General features: G+C 57.5%; 16 protein-coding genes. 6 read left to right on the forward strand and 10 right to left on the reverse strand.

The window, feature by feature from the left end:
- The 3 genes from BFP93_RS03125 to BFP93_RS03135 all read left to right on the forward strand — a co-directional run bounded on the left by BFP93_RS03125 (position 1) and on the right by BFP93_RS03135 (position 3,517).
- The gene (locus BFP93_RS03125) at positions 1–909 is read left to right on the forward strand and encodes a flagellar protein MotY (protein WP_065891909.1); all 909 of its coding nucleotides are present in this window, start codon (positions 1–3) and stop codon (positions 907–909) included.
- Between the two features lie 129 nt (positions 910–1,038).
- On the forward strand, positions 1,039–2,256 hold the full coding sequence (locus tag BFP93_RS03130; protein WP_065886002.1) for an argininosuccinate synthase: 1,218 nt from the start codon (positions 1,039–1,041) through the stop codon (positions 2,254–2,256).
- Positions 2,257–2,884: 628 nt separating this feature from the next.
- Positions 2,885–3,517, forward strand: a complete 633-nt coding sequence (locus BFP93_RS03135) for a response regulator transcription factor (RefSeq protein WP_003188986.1) — start codon at positions 2,885–2,887, stop codon at positions 3,515–3,517.
- A 91-nt stretch (positions 3,518–3,608) separates the two neighbouring features.
- Here BFP93_RS03135 and BFP93_RS03140 read toward each other — a convergent pair whose 3' ends face one another.
- From BFP93_RS03140 to metG, 4 genes are all read right to left on the reverse strand, one after another.
- Positions 3,609–3,791, reverse strand: a complete 183-nt coding sequence (locus tag BFP93_RS03140) for a PA3496 family putative envelope integrity protein (protein ID WP_065886003.1) — start codon at positions 3,789–3,791, stop codon at positions 3,609–3,611.
- Between the two features lie 107 nt (positions 3,792–3,898).
- Complete coding sequence (nth, locus tag BFP93_RS03145; protein WP_065891910.1) at positions 3,899–4,537, reverse strand: endonuclease III; 639 nt, start codon at positions 4,535–4,537, stop codon at positions 3,899–3,901.
- Positions 4,538–4,606: 69 nt separating this feature from the next.
- On the reverse strand, positions 4,607–5,593 hold the full coding sequence (gene rsxB, locus BFP93_RS03150) for an electron transport complex subunit RsxB (RefSeq protein WP_065891911.1): 987 nt from the start codon (positions 5,591–5,593) through the stop codon (positions 4,607–4,609).
- An 87-nt stretch (positions 5,594–5,680) separates the two neighbouring features.
- Positions 5,681–7,732 carry a methionine--tRNA ligase gene (gene metG / locus BFP93_RS03155; RefSeq protein ID WP_065891912.1) on the reverse strand — a complete coding sequence of 684 codons (2,052 nt, stop codon included), beginning with the start codon at positions 7,730–7,732 and terminating at the stop codon, positions 5,681–5,683.
- A gap of 171 nt (positions 7,733–7,903) precedes the next feature.
- Here metG and apbC point away from each other — a divergent pair, with 171 nt between their 5' ends.
- The gene (gene apbC, locus BFP93_RS03160; protein WP_065886007.1) at positions 7,904–8,998 is read left to right on the forward strand and encodes an iron-sulfur cluster carrier protein ApbC; all 1,095 of its coding nucleotides are present in this window, start codon (positions 7,904–7,906) and stop codon (positions 8,996–8,998) included.
- Between the two features lie 461 nt (positions 8,999–9,459).
- Here the strand turns inward: apbC and fdxA are convergent, their stop codons facing one another.
- The 3 genes from fdxA to BFP93_RS03175 form a co-directional block, all read right to left on the reverse strand.
- Positions 9,460–9,783 carry a ferredoxin FdxA gene (fdxA, locus tag BFP93_RS03165; RefSeq protein WP_065891913.1) on the reverse strand — a complete coding sequence of 108 codons (324 nt, stop codon included), beginning with the start codon at positions 9,781–9,783 and terminating at the stop codon, positions 9,460–9,462.
- 142 nt (positions 9,784–9,925) lie between these two features.
- A complete protein-coding gene (mutS, locus tag BFP93_RS03170) occupies positions 9,926–12,517 on the reverse strand; it encodes a DNA mismatch repair protein MutS (protein ID WP_057724799.1) in 2,592 nt (863 codons plus the stop codon).
- A gap of 185 nt (positions 12,518–12,702) precedes the next feature.
- Entirely contained in the window at positions 12,703–12,984 is a 282-nt protein-coding gene (locus BFP93_RS03175) for a DUF3077 domain-containing protein (protein WP_065891914.1), read from the reverse strand.
- 410 nt (positions 12,985–13,394) lie between these two features.
- Here BFP93_RS03175 and BFP93_RS03180 point away from each other — a divergent pair, with 410 nt between their 5' ends.
- Positions 13,395–13,943, forward strand: a complete 549-nt coding sequence (locus tag BFP93_RS03180; RefSeq protein WP_065891915.1) for a hypothetical protein — start codon at positions 13,395–13,397, stop codon at positions 13,941–13,943.
- Positions 13,944–14,051: 108 nt separating this feature from the next.
- Here BFP93_RS03180 and BFP93_RS03185 read toward each other — a convergent pair whose 3' ends face one another.
- Genes BFP93_RS03185 through BFP93_RS03195 form a run of 3 tightly spaced genes read right to left on the reverse strand, consistent with a single transcriptional unit; the run spans position 14,052 to position 15,608 of the window.
- Positions 14,052–14,714, reverse strand: coding sequence for a hypothetical protein (locus BFP93_RS03185; protein WP_065891916.1), 663 nt, complete (start codon positions 14,712–14,714; stop codon positions 14,052–14,054).
- A gap of 41 nt (positions 14,715–14,755) precedes the next feature.
- Positions 14,756–15,127 (reverse strand): hypothetical protein, encoded by a 372-nt coding sequence (locus BFP93_RS03190; protein ID WP_065886010.1) that lies wholly within the window; start codon positions 15,125–15,127, stop codon positions 14,756–14,758.
- Entirely contained in the window at positions 15,120–15,608 is a 489-nt protein-coding gene (locus BFP93_RS03195) for a Panacea domain-containing protein (RefSeq protein ID WP_065886011.1), read from the reverse strand. Before BFP93_RS03195 ends, BFP93_RS03190 begins: the two co-directional genes overlap by 8 nt.
- A gap of 255 nt (positions 15,609–15,863) precedes the next feature.
- Here BFP93_RS03195 and BFP93_RS03200 point away from each other — a divergent pair, with 255 nt between their 5' ends.
- Entirely contained in the window at positions 15,864–16,613 is a 750-nt protein-coding gene (locus tag BFP93_RS03200) for a LexA family transcriptional regulator (protein ID WP_170876040.1), read from the forward strand.
- Positions 16,614–16,911 lie beyond the last annotated feature (298 nt).

Below are 16,911 nucleotides of genomic sequence, written 5' to 3' on the forward strand. Positions count from 1 at the left end.
GTGCGCCAGCATTATCTAGCCCTGCTCAGTGTGTTCGCCAGCCTGCCCGCGATGGCCCTCACGTTCCAGACACGCCTGGAGAATATTGAGTGGAAAGTGGAGGGCGATCAGTTCGAGTGCCGCCTGACCCAGCCGATCACTGATTTCGGCTCGGGTGAGTTTGTGCGCCGGGCGGGCGAGCATGCGACCTTTCGCCTGAAAGCCTACAGTGGTTCGCTCGGTGCCGGCTCCGCCACGTTGCTGGCCGCCGCCGCGCCCTGGCAACCGGGTCGCGGTGACATCAACCTCGGTGCGGTACGCGTCGGCAGTGGTGATGTACTGTTCAACAGCTCCCAGGCCCAGGCCGGGCGTCTGTTCACCGGTTTGCTCGAAGGCCGCAGCCCGACCGTGCGGCACTACGGACGCGAAGGCGGTTATTCGGAAATTCGCCTGCTGCCGGTGAAATTCTCCAAGGCCTACAACGACTATCAGTTGTGTACTACCAAGCTGTTGCCGATGAACTACGATCAGGTTAAACAGACGGAAGTCGGTTTCCCCGGTGGTGGCATCGAACTGGATGCAGCGGCCCGGAAGAAACTGTCGGTCATTGTCGCGTTCATGAAAGCCGACCCTACGGTCAACCACATCGAGCTGAACGGCCATTCGGATAACAGCGGCAACCGCCTGACCAACCGTGATGTTTCACGACGCCGTGCCTTGGCGGTAGTGGACTACTTCAAGGCCAACGGCATCCCGGAATCCCAGATCACGATGCGTTTCCATGGTGAAAGCTACCCCTTGGCGCCCAACACCAATGCCGCCAATCGAGCGCGCAACCGTCGGGTCAACGTGCAGCTCGAACGCGTGGCGGCGCCCGAGAAACCGGCACCCCAGGCCGCAACTCCGAGCAACCCTGCTGCGACCTCGTAAGGCGCGGTCATCGGTCGCTCGTTCGACACAATCTGTCGCTTTATCTTCATTTGCTGTCGCGCCCCTGTAAATTCGCGGTTTTGATCGGTAGAATCGTTGCCTTTCCGTACAACCCCGTGGAGTGATGGCATGGCCGACGTAAACAAGGTCGTTCTCGCGTATTCCGGCGGCCTGGACACTTCGGTGATCCTCAAGTGGCTGCAGGATACTTATAACTGTGAAGTGGTGACATTCACCGCTGACCTGGGTCAGGGCGAAGAGGTCGAACCTGCACGTGCCAAGGCGCAAGCCATGGGCGTGAAAGAGATCTACATTGACGACCTGCGCGAAGAGTTCGTCCGCGATTTCGTTTATCCGATGTTTCGCGCCAACACCGTCTATGAAGGCGAGTACCTGCTCGGCACCTCCATTGCACGTCCGCTGATCGCCAAGCGCCTGATCGAAATCGCCAACGAAACCGGCGCCGATGCCATTTCCCATGGCGCCACCGGCAAGGGCAACGACCAGGTGCGTTTCGAACTGGGCGCCTACGCCCTCAAGCCCGGCGTGAAAGTGATTGCGCCCTGGCGTGAATGGGACCTGCTGTCCCGTGAAAAGCTGATGGATTACGCTGAAAAGCACGCGATCCCGATCGAGCGTCACGGCAAGAAGAAGTCCCCGTACTCGATGGATGCCAACTTGCTGCACATTTCCTATGAAGGCGGCGTGCTGGAAGACACCTGGACCGAACACGAAGAAGACATGTGGAAATGGACCGTCTCCCCGGAGAATGCTCCAGACAAGCCGCAGTATCTGGAACTGACCTACCGCAACGGTGACATCGTCGCGCTGGATGGTGTCGAGATGACACCCGCCACCGTGCTGGCGACCCTGAACCGTATCGGGGGCGAACACGGCATCGGTCGTCTCGACATCGTCGAGAACCGTTACGTCGGCATGAAGTCCCGTGGCTGCTACGAAACACCGGGCGGCACCATCATGTTGCGTGCTCACCGCGCCATCGAGTCCATTACCCTGGACCGTGAAGTGGCCCACCTCAAAGATGAGCTGATGCCCAAGTATGCCAGCCTGATTTATACCGGCTATTGGTGGAGCCCTGAGCGCCTGATGCTGCAGCAGATGATCGACGCCTCCCAGGCCCACGTGAACGGCGTGGTGCGCCTGAAGCTGTACAAGGGCAATGTGATCGTGACCGGTCGCAAGTCCGATGAGTCACTGTTTGACGCCAACATCGCGACCTTCGAGGAAGATGGCGGTGCCTACAACCAGGCGGACGCGGCCGGCTTCATCAAGTTGAACGCCTTGCGCATGCGCATCGCGGCCAACAAGGGACGCAAGTTGTTCTGAGTGTTTGCTTGTTGTGAAAAAGGCCCCTTATGCAAGGGGCTTTTTTTTGCTCTGAATATACCCATACAAACATTAATCAGGTGTGAGCAACGTTTAAAAATGTTTGGTATGTGTTTAAGCGTTTTATTCAAGTCTTTCGAGATTTTTTCAGTTTCAGAAATCTACTCTCCTACGGAAAGGTTTTTTACATCTAGACAGGAACCATGTCTTACAGAAAATTCACTCATATAGGCGCAAAGGATCTGTAATTTGTGGAATTTTCTGTAGGAAAATTGGATGTATATAAATATGTTAAATGGAACTGAAGCTGACGGGGTTTTTTCAGCCCTTTGTATAAGCCGCAACGGTAAGCAAGGGGTATTTCCTGAGAGCGCTGTGCGCAACGTTTACGGCATAGGCCTCGGGATGAGGATATTTCACTCAAAATATGTACGAGCAGGGAAAGGTCTGAAGGGTTCCATAAAGCCCAATACACTAAAGTTGGCGAATTTTTGTAGGCTAATTCCTTTCTTGTTGTGGGTTGGGTCTCTGTCTGCTGTTGCTCGGGGGGGCACGCTATGCCAACTAGCAGGCGACTAGGCTATTGTGCTTTCTCTAAATAATTCGAACAGCGAAATTGGACTTTCTCATGAATAAAGTGCTGATCGTGGATGATCATCCCGTCATTCGGCTAGCTGTGCGCATGCTAATGGAGCGTCATGGTTATGAGGTTGTTGCCGAGACTGATAACGGTGTCGATGCGCTGCAACTTGCGCGGGAACATATGCCGGATATTGTCATATTGGATATTGGAATCCCCAAACTCGATGGCCTTGAAGTTATTTGCCGGCTGGCCTCGACCAAGCAAGCCGTGTCGTTCAAGGTGCTGGTGCTGACGTCCCAGGCACCTGGTCATTTTTCCATGCGTTGCATGCAGGCCGGTGCCGCCGGCTACGTGTGCAAGCAACAGGACCTGACCGAGTTGTTGAGCGCCATCAAGGCGGTGCTTTCCGGCTACAGCTACTTCCCGAACCAGGCGCTCAACTCGGTGCGGTCCACCATGGGCAACGCCAGTGAGGCTGACATGGTCGAACGTTTATCGGGGCGGGAGATGATGGTGCTGCAACAGCTGGCCCGTGGCAAAACCAACAAGGAGATTGCCGACGGTATGTTCCTGAGCAACAAGACCGTCAGCACCTATAAGACGCGCCTGCTGCTGAAGCTCAATGCCCGGTCACTTGTCGACCTGATAGAGCTGGCCCAGCGCAATGGCTTGGTGTGAGGAGGAGGGGGCGTTCACCCTTCTGACACCGCTGTAAAATCCGGCACAAAAAAGCCTCCGTCAGGGAGGCTTCCGGCTGGCTGCCGGATGGTCAGAGGTCGAAGTCGTAATCGGCCAATTGTTTTTGCAAGCGTCGCTCTTCCAAGAGGTTGTCGATAATCAGGCGTTTGCTCAAATTGGTCTTGGCCACCTCCGGGACGGGCGCTGGCGCGTCATCGTCTTCCAGCTCCACCGGTTCGTCATCTACTTCCAGTTGTTCTTTGCCAGTGCTCATAAGGTTCACTCCAGGCTAAGACTGCCATTGGCGCTCCTTATAGCGATAAACCACGGACGCGTAAAAAAGATTTTTTCAATCGATTCATAGGCAAAACCCGACAACCCTCAATCATCGGAGGTCTTGTCCTTGTATTCACATAGATCTTCGATCCGACAACTGCCGCACCGAGGCTTGCGCGCCTGGCAAACATAGCGCCCGTGAAGAATCAGCCAGTGATGGGAATCGAGCAGATAGGGCTTGGGCACGAACTTCATAAGCTGTTTCTCGACCTCCACAACATTTTTTCCGCGAGCGATGCCGGTACGGTTGCTGACGCGAAAAATATGCGTATCCACCGCCATGGTGAGCTGCCGGAACGCCGTATTGAGTACAACGTTGGCGGTCTTGCGGCCCACGCCGGGTAATGCTTCGAGGGCTTCGCGGGTTTGCGGTACTTCGCTGGCGTGCAGTTCCATGAGCAGGCGGCACGTCTCGATCACGTTCTTGGCCTTGCTGTTGTACAAGCCGATGGTCTTGATGTACGCCGATAACCCTTCCACACCCAGGGCATAAATCGTCTCCGGCGTATTGGCCACCGGAAACAGCTTGGCCGTGGCCTTATTGACGCCGACATCTGTGGATTGGGCCGACAGGATCACTGCGATCAGCAGCTCGAACGGCGAGGAGTAGGCCAGTTCGGTCTTGGGTTCCGGATTGTCTTCGTGAAACCTGCGGAAAATTTCCAGGCGTTTTGCAGCGTTCATAGGGAGGGACGTTTCCTTGCAGGCTGTCGACGTAATTGTAGCAATACACAACGCAGCGTCGGTTGTGGGTCAGGCGTTACCGTTGGCGCTGGCGTCGCAAGTGGCCTGGGCGTCATGCAGCGTCTGCTCGGCGGCGTCCAGCGCGGCACTCAAGTGTGCCAGTTGCTGTTCGTCAGCCTGTTGATCCTGGGCCTTTTTCAATGCTGCCCGGCGCATTGCCAGTTGGATCTTCGCGCGCTTGAGTTCAGCGCTTTTGCTTGTAGGCAGCGGTGGCGGGACGTTGACCTCCAGCGCGGCAAGCGCCTGCTCCGAGGCTTCGAACTGCCTTTGCAGGGCAATCAATTGCGACTGTTGCTCAAAGGTCGGGGGGTGACCAAACGCCTTCAGGGATTTATGCAACTGCGCACGGCTCATGGCGACACTGATTTTGGCTTGCTTGATTGCTGCATCCTGAGCGGCCTGATGGCTATCGGCTGATGCCGCTGCCACGGGCGCAATGCGCTTGGCCCGGGCCACGCGTTCGGCGTGTTTGCAGGCTTGCTCACGTTGCAGGCGTGCGTTGCGCTGTTCGAAACGCCGACGTGCCCGGTCGCGTTTAAGGCCACGTTCGCGCCGCTCGTCATCGCTGCGCGCCAGGTCGCCCGCAATCGGCAGGACTTCAGCAAGTGGGCGCATCTCGATGCAGTCGACAGGGCAGGGCGCGACGCACAGGTCGCAACCGGTGCACTCGTCGATGATGACCGTGTGCATCAACTTGGCGGCGCCAATGATGGCGTCCACCGGGCAAGCCTGGATGCATTTGGTGCAACCGATGCATTCAGCCTCACGGATGTAGGCGATCTGGGCCGGCGCGTCGCCGCGGCTCGTATCCAGGGCCAGCACCGGCACGCGCAGCAATTGCGCAAGCCCGGCGATGGTTTCCTGGCCTCCGGGTGGGCACTTGTTGATCGCCTCGCCGTTAGCAATGCCTTCGGCGTAAGGCTTGCAGCCCGGGTGCCCGCACTTGCCGCATTGAGTCTGCGGTAGCAGCGCGTCGATACGTTGAATCAGGTTCATGCTTTGATCATTGCGTTGACGCCCGGCCCGCCGATGTGGGCGGGCTGAAAAGCCCCGGCGTCGAAACGCCGGGGCATCCTGCAGGGGTTACTTGATGCGTTGACCTGGCTTGGCGCCGCTGTCCGGGCTGAGCAGATAGATTTCTGCGCCGCCAGGACCGGCCGCCATCACCATGCCTTCAGAGATGCCGAATTTCATTTTTCGTGGCTTGAGGTTGGCGATCATCATCGTCAGGCGACCATCGAGCTTGGACGGGTCCGGGTAAGCGCTCTTGATGCCGGAGAACACATTGCGTTGCTCGCCGCCCAGATCCAGCGTCAGGCGCAACAGCTTGTCGGCGCCTTCCACGGCTTCGGCCTTGACGATCAGTGCAACCCGCAGGTCCACGGCGGCGAAAGCGTCGAACTCGATTTCCTCGGAAATAGGGTCTTTGGCCAACTCGCTGTCATCGGCTGGCGCGGTCGAGCCGGTATCGGTCTGGCTGGCGACGAGGTCTTCTTTGGAAGCGTCGGTCATGGCCTGGACTTTTACCGGGTCGATGCGGGTCATCAATGGCTTGAACGCGTTCAACTGATGGTTGCCGAGCAGCGTGGCGTGGTCGTTCCAGGTCAGCGGCGCGACGTTGAGGAACGCCTCTGCATCGGCGGCCAGTAGCGGCAGCACCGGCTTGAGGAAGATCACCAACTGACGGAACAGGTTGACGCCGGTGGCGCAGATCGCCTGGACCTCAGCTTCCTTGCCTTCCTGCTTGTTCAGCGACCATGGCGCCTTGTCGGCAATCCAGGCGTTGGCGCGGTCGGCCAGGCCCATGATTTCGCGCATGGCGCGGGCAAAATCGCGGGCTTCATAGGCGTCGGCGATGCTCGGCGCGGCGGTCAGGAAGGCATCGGTCAGTTCCGGCGCGGCGTTTTCAGCGACCAGCACACCCGCATTGCCCTTGTGGATAAAACCGGCGCAACGGCTGGCGATATTGACCACTTTGCCGACCAGGTCCGAGTTGACCTTCTGAATGAAGTCTTCCAGGTTCAGGTCGAGGTCGTCGACGCCACGGCCCAGCTTGGACGCATAGTAGTAGCGCAAATATTCCGGCGACAGATGGTCCAGGTAGGTGCGCGCCTTGATGAAGGTGCCGCGGGACTTGGACATCTTCTGCCCGTTCACCGTCAGGTAGCCGTGCACGGCAATGCCGGTCGGCTTGCGGTAGCCCGAACCTTCGAGCATCGCCGGCCAGAACAGCGCGTGGAAGTTGACGATGTCTTTGCCGATGAAGTGGTACAGCTCGGCAGTGGAATCCTTGCCCCAGAACGCATCGAAGTCCAGCGCCGGTGTGCGGTCGCAGAGGTTCTTGAAGCTGGCCATGTAGCCGATCGGCGCGTCCAGCCAGACATAGAAGTACTTGCCCGGCTCGCCCGGAATTTCAAAGCCGAAGTACGGCGCATCGCGGGAAATGTCCCACTGTTGCAGGCCGGCATCCAGCCATTCGGCGATCTTGTTGGCCACGGCATCCTGCAAGGCGCCGCTACGGGTCCAGGTTTGCAGCATCTGCTGGAAATCCGGGAGCTTGAAGAAGAAGTGCTGGGAATCCTTGAGTACCGGGGTAGCGCCGGAGATGGCCGACTTCGGGTTCTTCAGGTCGGTGGGTGCATAGGTGGCACCGCATTTCTCACAGTTGTCGCCGTACTGGTCGTCGGTGCCGCATTTCGGGCAGGTGCCCTTGATGAAGCGATCGGCCAGGAACATTTTCTTTTCCGGGTCGAAATACTGGGTGATCGAGCGCGTGGCAATGTGCCCGGCGTCTTTCAATCGCAGGTAGATCTGGCTCGAAAGCTCACGATTTTCGTCGGAGTGGGTCGAATGGAAGTTGTCGAACTCCACCAGGAACTCGGCAAAGTCGGCGCTGTGTTCAGCCTGCACATTGGCGATCAGTTGTTCCGGGGTGATGCCTTCCTTTTCGGCGCGCAACATGATGGCCGAACCGTGGGCGTCGTCCGCGCAGACATAAATGCATTGATTGCCGCGATGCTTCTGGAAGCGCACCCACATATCGGTCTGGATGTACTCAAGCATATGGCCAAGATGGATGGAACCATTGGCATAGGGCAGGGCGCTGGTGACGAGGATCTTGCGTGGCTCGGACATGGGGCTCGGCTACTTGATGAAACGGAGGTCGGCCACTATAAAGCGCCGGGAAATTTATTTCACCCCGTGGTGCTGTTTCAGCATCTTCCGATCCTGCGAAAGCATGCCGCTGGTGGCCTGGAACGGTTAGGATAGCCGCCTGTTTCAGTCAGTCTTTTTCGGGAGTTGCCCATGAGCGCCGTCAATCGCGCAGCGGTGGAAGCCGTCCTTCGCCAGTACACCGACCCCTATTTGAACCAGGACCCGGTCAGTGCCGGCTGTGTGCGGGCCATCGAGGTACAGGCTGACCACGTATCGGTCCAGCTGGAGCTGGGCTACGCCGCCGGCCTGTTCAAAAACGGCTGGGCGCAGATGCTGCAAATGGCCATCGAAGGCCTCGACGGCGTGCGCTCGGCCAAGGTCGACATCCGGTGTGTGATCGCCTCGCACAAGGCCCAGGCACAGATCCCTGGCCTGGCCAACGTCAAAAACGTGATCGCCGTGGCATCGGGCAAGGGCGGGGTGGGTAAATCCACCACCGCCGCCAACCTGGCCCTGGCCCTGGCCCGCGAAGGTGCCCGCGTGGGCATCCTCGACGCCGATATCTATGGCCCGAGCCAGGGTGTGATGTTCGGCATTGCCGAAGGCACACGACCCAAGGTCAAGGACCAGAAGTGGTTTGTGCCGATCGAGTCCCTGGGCGTGGAAGTGATGTCCATGGCGTTCCTGACCGATGACAACACGCCCATGGTCTGGCGCGGGCCGATGGTTTCCGGGGCGCTGCTGCAATTGGTCACCCAGACCGCCTGGGGCGACCTGGACTACCTGGTGATCGACATGCCACCCGGTACCGGCGATATCCAGTTGACCCTGGCGCAGAAAGTCCCGGTGGCCGGCTCGGTGATCGTCACCACGCCGCAGGACCTGGCACTGCTGGACGCGAAGAAAGGCGTGGAGATGTTCCGCAAGGTCAACATTCCGGTGCTGGGCGTGGTGGAAAACATGGCGGTGCACATCTGCTCCAACTGTGGCCATGCCGAACATCTCTTCGGCGAGGGCGGTGGCGAGAAGCTGGCGACTCAATACGGCGTCGAGCTGCTGGCCTCGTTGCCGCTGTCGATGTCTATCCGCGAACAGGCCGATGGCGGCAAGCCCACCGTGGCTGCCGAGCCCGATGGTCAGATTGCCATGGTGTATCAGGAACTGGCACGCCATGTGGGCGCGCGGATAGTCCTGCAGGAGGCAAGCAGTCCCGCGATGCCGACGATCACCGTCAGCGACGACTGAATCGCGATGTAGGAACAGTACCGCACAGGCTTGTGACGCTCTTTTCCCAATCAGTCGTGTAAGCATTCGCTTACCGTCATGTAGGTATTCGGTTTTTTTACCGGGAATGAGCGTCTCGAATCTGCGAGCGATATTTCTAACTGTTTGAAATAAAACAATTATTTAATGTCACTCGAGCATCGCCGATTGGTCTCCATCCGTTTGGATCCCGTTGAACTTATCTTGGGAGGCTCTAACATCAGCCCTGTGTCCACGGATTGGCACAGCCATCAAGGAATGGTGGTTTGAAGGAATGTCGCAGGATGCGATTCATCAGGACGATGAAAAGGATTAAAGGGACTAGGGAAAAAATGTGGGCGGGTCATACCGCCCCTTTTTTCGCCTGTAGAAAAGTGAAAGCGGCTACACGAAAACGCAAAAAAGGCCCGCAAGGGGCCTTTTTTTTGGCAACGACGCTGCTATCAGCGTTCGAGGCCTGCAATCTTGCCGGGTTTGCCATCCCATTCTTCCGCATCGGGCAGAGCATCCTTTCTTTCCGTGATGTTCGGCCAGATATCCGCCAGCTCGGCATTCAACTCAATGAAGTTTTCCATACCCGCAGGTACTTCATCCTCAGAGAAGATGGCGTTAGCCGGGCATTCTGGTTCACACAGGGCGCAGTCAATGCACTCGTCCGGGTGGATGACCAGGAAGTTCGGGCCTTCGTAGAAGCAGTCCACCGGACACACTTCTACGCAGTCGGTGTACTTGCACTTGATGCAGTTGTCGGTGACGACGAAGGTCATTTCTAATTTTCTCCTCAGGCGGCGGCAGCGAAACCCTGTGTGGCAGGGCTCGCGAGGTTCGGGAGCGATAGTCTGCGGGCCAGGCTAAAAGCCCGCAGCATCCCAAACCGCGCGAGAGTCTACCAGCTTGCACGCGTGTGCGTTATATCCGAGTCTTCAGTGCATATAACATTTCGAGCGCTTTACGCGGCGTCACGTCGTCCAGGTCAAGCTTGGCCAGCTCATCGAGTACCGGATGGGGCAGGCTGGCGAACAGGTCGCTCTGGTGCGGCGCGGCGGGTTTCCTGCTGGCCTTGGCAGGGCTGGCGACCACGGTTTCATGGGGCAGGGCCGTGGTTTCCAGGCGGCTCAGGTGCTCGCGGGCGCGAGTGATGACATCATTGGGCACGCCGGCCAACTGCGCGACCGCCAAGCCATAACTCTGGCTGGCCGGGCCCGGCAGCACGTGGTGCAGGAACACGATGCGCTCGTTGTGCTCGGTGGCATTGAGGTGCACGTTGGCTACCAGCGGCTCGCTTTCCGGTAACACCGTCAGTTCGAAGTAGTGGGTGGCAAACAACGTATAGGCGCGCAAATGTGCCAGACGCTCGGCCGCCGCCCATGCCAGCGACAGGCCGTCAAACGTACTGGTGCCGCGACCCACTTCGTCCATCAACACCAAGCTGCGGTCGGTGGCGTTATGCAGGATGTTCGCGGTTTCGCTCATTTCCACCATAAACGTCGAGCGCCCACCGGCAAGGTCGTCGCTGGAACCGATCCGGGTGAAAATTCGGTCCACCAGGGACAGCTCGCAACTGGCCGCCGGCACGAAGCTGCCGATGTGTGCCAGCAGCACGATCAGCGCGGTCTGGCGCATATAGGTGGATTTACCGCCCATGTTCGGGCCGGTAATCACCAGCATGCGAGTGTCGTCGTCCAGCGACAGGTCGTTGGCGACGAATGGCGTGGTCAACACCTGCTCCACCACTGGGTGGCGCCCTTGCACGATGCGCATGCACGGCTCGCTGACAAAACGCGGGCAGTTGAGGTCCAGGTTCAGCGCACGTTCGGCCAGGTTGCTCAGCACGTCCAGTTCCGCCAGGGCGGCGGCGGTGTCCTGCAGCGGCGCCAGGCGGCTGATCAAGTCCTCAAGCAAGGCTTCGTAGAGCATTTTTTCCCGCGCCAGGGCGCGGCTTTTGGCCGACAGCGCCTTGTCTTCGAACGCTTTGAGTTCGGGGGTGATAAAGCGCTCGGCGCCCTTGAGCGTCTGGCGACGTTGATAATCGATAGGCGCCGACTCCGCCTGCTTGCTCGGCAGCTCAATAAAATAGCCATGCACGCGGTTGTAGCCGACCTTCAGGTTGGCCAGCCCGGTGCGGGCTTTTTCGCGGGCCTCCAGGTCGATCAGGAACTGGCCGGCGTTTTCGCTCAGCGATTGCAGCTCATCCAGCTCGCTGTCATAGCCGGTTTTCAGCACACCGCCATCACGGATGATCGCTGGCGGGTTGTCGATGATGGCCTTTTCCAGCAGCGCCGCGAGGTCCGGGTAAGTGCCGGCGGTGACTGCAAGCTGTTGCAGGTGCGGCGTGTCCAGTTCGGTCATCGCGACTTGCAACTGGGGGAGGGCACTCAAGGCATCACGCAGGCGCGCCAGGTCACGAGGCCGCGCGTTACGCAGGCCGATCCGCGCGAGGATGCGCTCGATATCGCCGATTTCCTTCAGTTGCGGCTGCAGCTTTTCAAAGCGATAGCCGTCAAGCAGGCAGGTAATGGAAGTCTGACGTGCTTGGAGGACGGTCAAATCCCGCAGCGGACGGTTCAACCAACGGGTCAGCAAGCGGCTGCCCATGGCCGTCTGGCAGCGGTCGACCACCGATTGCAGCGTGTTGTCACGCCCGCCCGCCAGGTTGGTATCCAGTTCCAGGTTGCGACGGCTGGCGCCATCCAGTACCACGGTATCGTCCAGCCGCTCATGCCGCAGGCTGCGCAAATGCGGCAGGGCCGTGCGCTGGGTTTCCTTGGCGTAGCTGAGCAGGCAGCCGGCAGCGCCGATGGCCAGGGTCAGGGTTTCGCAACCGAAGCCTTTAAGGTCCTGCACCGAGAACTGCTGGCACAGACTTTTCAGCGCCGAATCACGCTCAAAATCCCACGGCGCACGACGTTTGGTCCCACGGCGCTTCTCTGCCGGCAAGTCCTTGGGCCAATCATCCGGAATCAACAACTCCACCGGATTGATACGCTCCAACTCCGCCAGCAGGTTCTCCCAGCCCTTGATCTCCAGCACGCTGAAATTGCCGCTGGTGATATCCAGCACCGACAAGCCGAACAGCCGCTCATCGCCCAACACCGCAGCGATCAGGTTATCGCGTCGCTCATCCAGCAGCGCCTCATCACTCACCGTGCCCGGCGTAATAATGCGCACCACCTGCCGTTCCACCGGCCCCTTACTGGTGGCCGGGTCGCCGATCTGCTCACAGATCACCACCGACTCGCCCAGCTTCACCAACTTGACCAGATAACCTTCCAATGAATGGTAAGGAATCCCACACATCGGAATCGACTGCCCCGCCGACTGCCCGCGCGCGGTCAGGGTGATGTCCAGCAGCTTGGCGGCCTTCTTCGCGTCTTCATAGAAGATCTCGTAGAAGTCGCCCATGCGATAGAACATCAACTGATCAGGGTGCTGGTTTTTCAGGCGCCAGTACTGCTGCATCATTGGCGTGTGGGAGGACAGATCGGAGGTGTTTTTACTCATTGGGTAGTAGGCAAATTCGTTGAAAGTGATGGGGCAAAGGGGGCGCTTGGCCCAGCATTTTTTGCAATGGGCGCAAGGTTAACACGCGAGGTCGGGGGTTCGCAGGTTGCAAACGGCCAGGTAGAAATAGAAGAAGGGCGCAGCGCGTTCATTCAAATACACCGCCCCCTTCTTTTTATCGGCCCTTACGGAATGTTGTTGGGGGAATCCAACACCTTCACCACATCATCAATCACCGCCTTGACCATCTCCTGCAAGTAATGCGACGCCCATGCGTAACGGTCCGTCTCCTTGGTCATCGCCGCATCTTCTGCGAGCAGCTTGGCGACATGGAGAAGATCGGAGGCGTGATGCAAGGCTTCCTGCAGGGAAACACCGCTGTTGACGCGGAATAGAGGCTGGTCGGAGTGAAAGGAGAAGGGGGTGACGCCGAGGGTGGTTAACGCAGGCGGATTTGTAGCAGTCATCGGTAAAACTCCCATATCAAGTGAGAGCTACCACGTTCGTTCTCAGGCGAATGGGTGGCAGCTGTGCGCAGGCTGAGAAACCGGAGATACAGGAACCCGGCAGACCCGAAGGTCTCCCACGCACAGCCGCCATTGCACGAAATGATGGGCGAAAAAAAACGCCTGCAGATCGGGTTTGGGGGCGCTTTGCGCCTGCATCTTGCCGGGTTCTCAGGCCCGATCGCTGAATTGGCAGCGACGAATGGAAGGGTAGCGTGGTGATAGGGAGGGTGCAACTGGGAAAATTGTGTCCTGGAAATAGATGCGTCCACTTTTCTCCAGTAGGCACCATTGGCAAATCACGCCTCCTAGAACGATGTGGCAGGTAATGTCATGATTCGACTAGTTTGAATTTCGCAACCCGGAAACTTATGACGAGTACCCTGAAGTATCAGATTCTTGCTGGGCTACCAGGCGAAGGACCTCTTCCTTTACAGTTCAGCGCTACCGGCCAAGGGCACCATAGTGAAGGAGTCGTCATCAGGTTCTCGCCGGAGGCGATGCCTTCTTGGGTGGGGAATTTTCAACCGGGTTTTTGCCGCTTCAGTTGCGTTCTGGAGCTGGGTTCAACTTTCCATGTGATGATAGTTGCCGGTGGTCAGGGTTATATCGTGGACATTCGTAGCGGCGTTCTCTTGAAGCATTTCGGTGGGGATATCGAGTATTTGGTCAGCATTCCAGAATTAGACAGTGTTCTTGTTTCAAATGGGTTGTGGCTCAGGCTTGTTAAAGGCGAGGCTGAGGTCTGGTGCTCTGAGCGCCTGTCTTTGGACGGGATTAGAAATATCCAAGTCTCGCTCGCGGATGGGATTATTACAGGGGAGGGATGGTATGTAGACGATTGCTGGTATCCGTTCAAAGTCTGCATCTCCTCGGGTGAGGCTACGGGAGGAGTTTTCGAGTCGCTTGACTTCAGCTAAGTCTATTTCTGCGTTTCTGAATGATTAGCTACCGGGCGCCCTGAAAGCAGTACGCGCCAAATCACCAAGCAGTAACACCGCCATAAACTCAGCGATTTATCGCTCTGATCACTCATTCTCTCCAGCGCCATTTTTACAACCCGTCACGGTGGGATAAGGCAGGCAGACCAGAATCATTTTATTCTTCGGTTCAAAACCATGATCAATCATGCAGCGTTGTGCCTTGGCTGTGCGCCCGATGCTGGCGACGGCCAGGTTCGACCCCAGCGGTTTTGGGTATCCGCAGGCGTACATGACCGGTAGCGCTTCTTTATCGTTGACCAGTTGCACGGAGTGGTGCGTCGATGCGCCTACTTTACGCCAGGTGACCTGCATGTCTTCAAACCGGCCAGAATCGGGTTTTATCGGGTAGAAACCGTCATCATCTTTAAACGGCAAAGCCTCAAGCTCGGACACGCTTAGTGGACGACCTTTTTTTGCTTCAACGCAGGCCGGAGTGTCTTTCATGACATCACAGAACTCAAAACCGTCTTTACGCTTAAAACCCAGAAGTTGCATGCATTGAAACTGGAGTACCTGTTCATTTATGGGTAATTGAGTCAATGAGCCGCCTACAGGGTCACCACATTCCGCCATCGCAGCCTTAACATCATCGACGTTCGTGGAGGTACGCCGCCACTGTGTGAATTCAGCAGGTGGCGGACAGCCTGTGAGTAAAAGTACCGATGCGATCAATGCCGGGAGAGTGATGATCTGGCTTTTTCGCAGCATATTAATCCTTCAAAGTTGGAATTACCGCGCGGTTCAACAGGCTATCTGGATCTACGCCCACTTGCCGGAAACAACCCTCTGATCACCCCAAGAAACGCCGCAAACAAATTGATTGAAGTCGCCGTGGTGATGGCAATCAGCACGTTATCCGAGAACGGCGCCTTACCCGAGTAATACGTCGACCACCCATTCCACACCAGCAGTACCGCCCAGAAGATCACTCCGCAGGCAGCAAACCAGAACGCACGCCCCGCATATTTCTTGCGCAGTTGCCGTTCGGCCTTCTGGTCTTTGAGGTTCTGGTTTCTTTCATCATCGGTGCCTATGGCTTGCTCGCCACCGGCTTGTGAGTCCTGGTCAGGTCCTGCCTCGGGGGGTAGGGTGAGTTCCAGACTGTCGAGTTCTTCACTCACGGATGCGACTCTTGGGATGAATGAGTGCTGCCATGTCTTGCCAGTCGATGGCGGAACCGTCGGCGCCCTTGAGGGCCCAGGCTGTGCCGTTCTCGTGGGAAAGGTTGGACAGTTGGGTGCCTGACCATTTGCCGTATTTGCTGATGATCCGATCAATCAGGCGGTGGGCATAGGTGTCACTGTCGGGAATCCTCGGTGTTACGAAGATGATGTCTTCGTCGTCCGGCTTCAAATTGCTGAGCAGCGAGGTGACCGGACGGCTGCCGTAGGATTTCAACTCATGGTACAGCGACGGGATGACCGGGCCATATTGCCAGCGGGCGAAGTGGTCATCCATGAGCGGCTGATCCCGTTCACGCAGATGCCAGGACTGCGTGTAGAACAGCAGTTTTTGCAGCTTCATGGGCGTCAGGCCCGAAAGCTTGCCTTCCTTCGCGCGTTCAATGAAGGCGTTAGCGACAGCTAGCGCTGAATAAGCCATGAGCACCTCCGTCGTTGCTGGCCATGTTGTTCCAGAGTTTTATACATAGGCCCTGAATTGTCGATAAGCAAGGGCGCCTGTCCATCCGCTCGGTGTGGCATCAGGCTACCCTGCGGCGATATCAAGCGGTTCTGAATGATAGAAAGCAATTAACTGTTTGCATATACAGTATTTTGTTTCAATCTAAACAAAATTGTGTGTTTAATGCATAAATATGCAAATTAGCATTTGCCAACCTTCAAGACTCCCGTCAATATCCGCGTTATGCAAAAACGCAACGTTTCTATCGTCTTGAAAGAGCTGCTGGATCGCGATCGGATCTCCCCCACGGAGCTTCACCGACGCACCGGTGTGCCTCAATCCACACTGTCCCGGATCCTCAGCGGCAAGATCGTTGACCCGTCGGACAAACACATCTCTCGCATCGCCGAGTATTTCCGCGTCAGCACCGATCACCTGCGTGGGCGCGCCGGTGCCGGTATGGGTGCTTTGCGAGATGATGGGCGCGACCCGATGCATTCGGAGCTCAAGGACATAAGCCTGTGGGACGACGACACGCCCGTTAATGATGACGAGGTGTCGATCCCCTTTCTGCGCGAGGTTGAATTGGCTGCTGGATCAGGAAGATTCGTCATCGAGGAAAGTGAGAAAGCCAGCCTGCGCTTTGGAAAGCGCAGCCTTCGGCATAACGGCGTGCAGTTCGATCAGGCCAAATGCGTGACGGTGCGCGGCAACAGTATGTTGCCGGTGCTGCGCGATGGCGCGACGGTGGGGGTCAATGCCGGCAAGAGCGGGATTGGCGACATCGTCGATGGTGACCTGTATGCCATCAATCATAATGGCCAGCTCCGGGTGAAACAGCTCTACCGTCTGCCTTCCGGGATTCGCCTGCGCAGCTTCAACCGTGATGAGCATCCGGATGAAGACTATAGCTTCCAGGATATTCAGGATGAGCAGATCAGCATCCTCGGTCATGTTTTCTGGTGGGGGATGTACGCCCGCTAACCTCATCGCGTAAGACGAAACCCGCCCATGAGCGGGTTTTTTTTCGCCTGCAGAACACCTCCAAACCCCGAGCACATAAGGCTTTTAATGCGCCAATGCATGTTCGCTGGAAAAATAAATGCATTGATGCATTGACTGTATATGCATACATGCATATTATTCATCTCAAGCCAGCCAACAAGGCCTGGTGGAGGCGGCAAGGATGCCGCCAAGGAAGACAAGGAAGGCACGCAACATCGGCAAGGACGCCATCGAAGCGGTGGCAGGGATGCCAGGCAACACCGGCAAGGATGCCGAC

This window comes from Pseudomonas sp. 44 R 15 (assembly GCF_900004965.1).
GTDB classification, from domain to species: domain Bacteria; phylum Pseudomonadota; class Gammaproteobacteria; order Pseudomonadales; family Pseudomonadaceae; genus Aquipseudomonas; species Aquipseudomonas orientalis_A.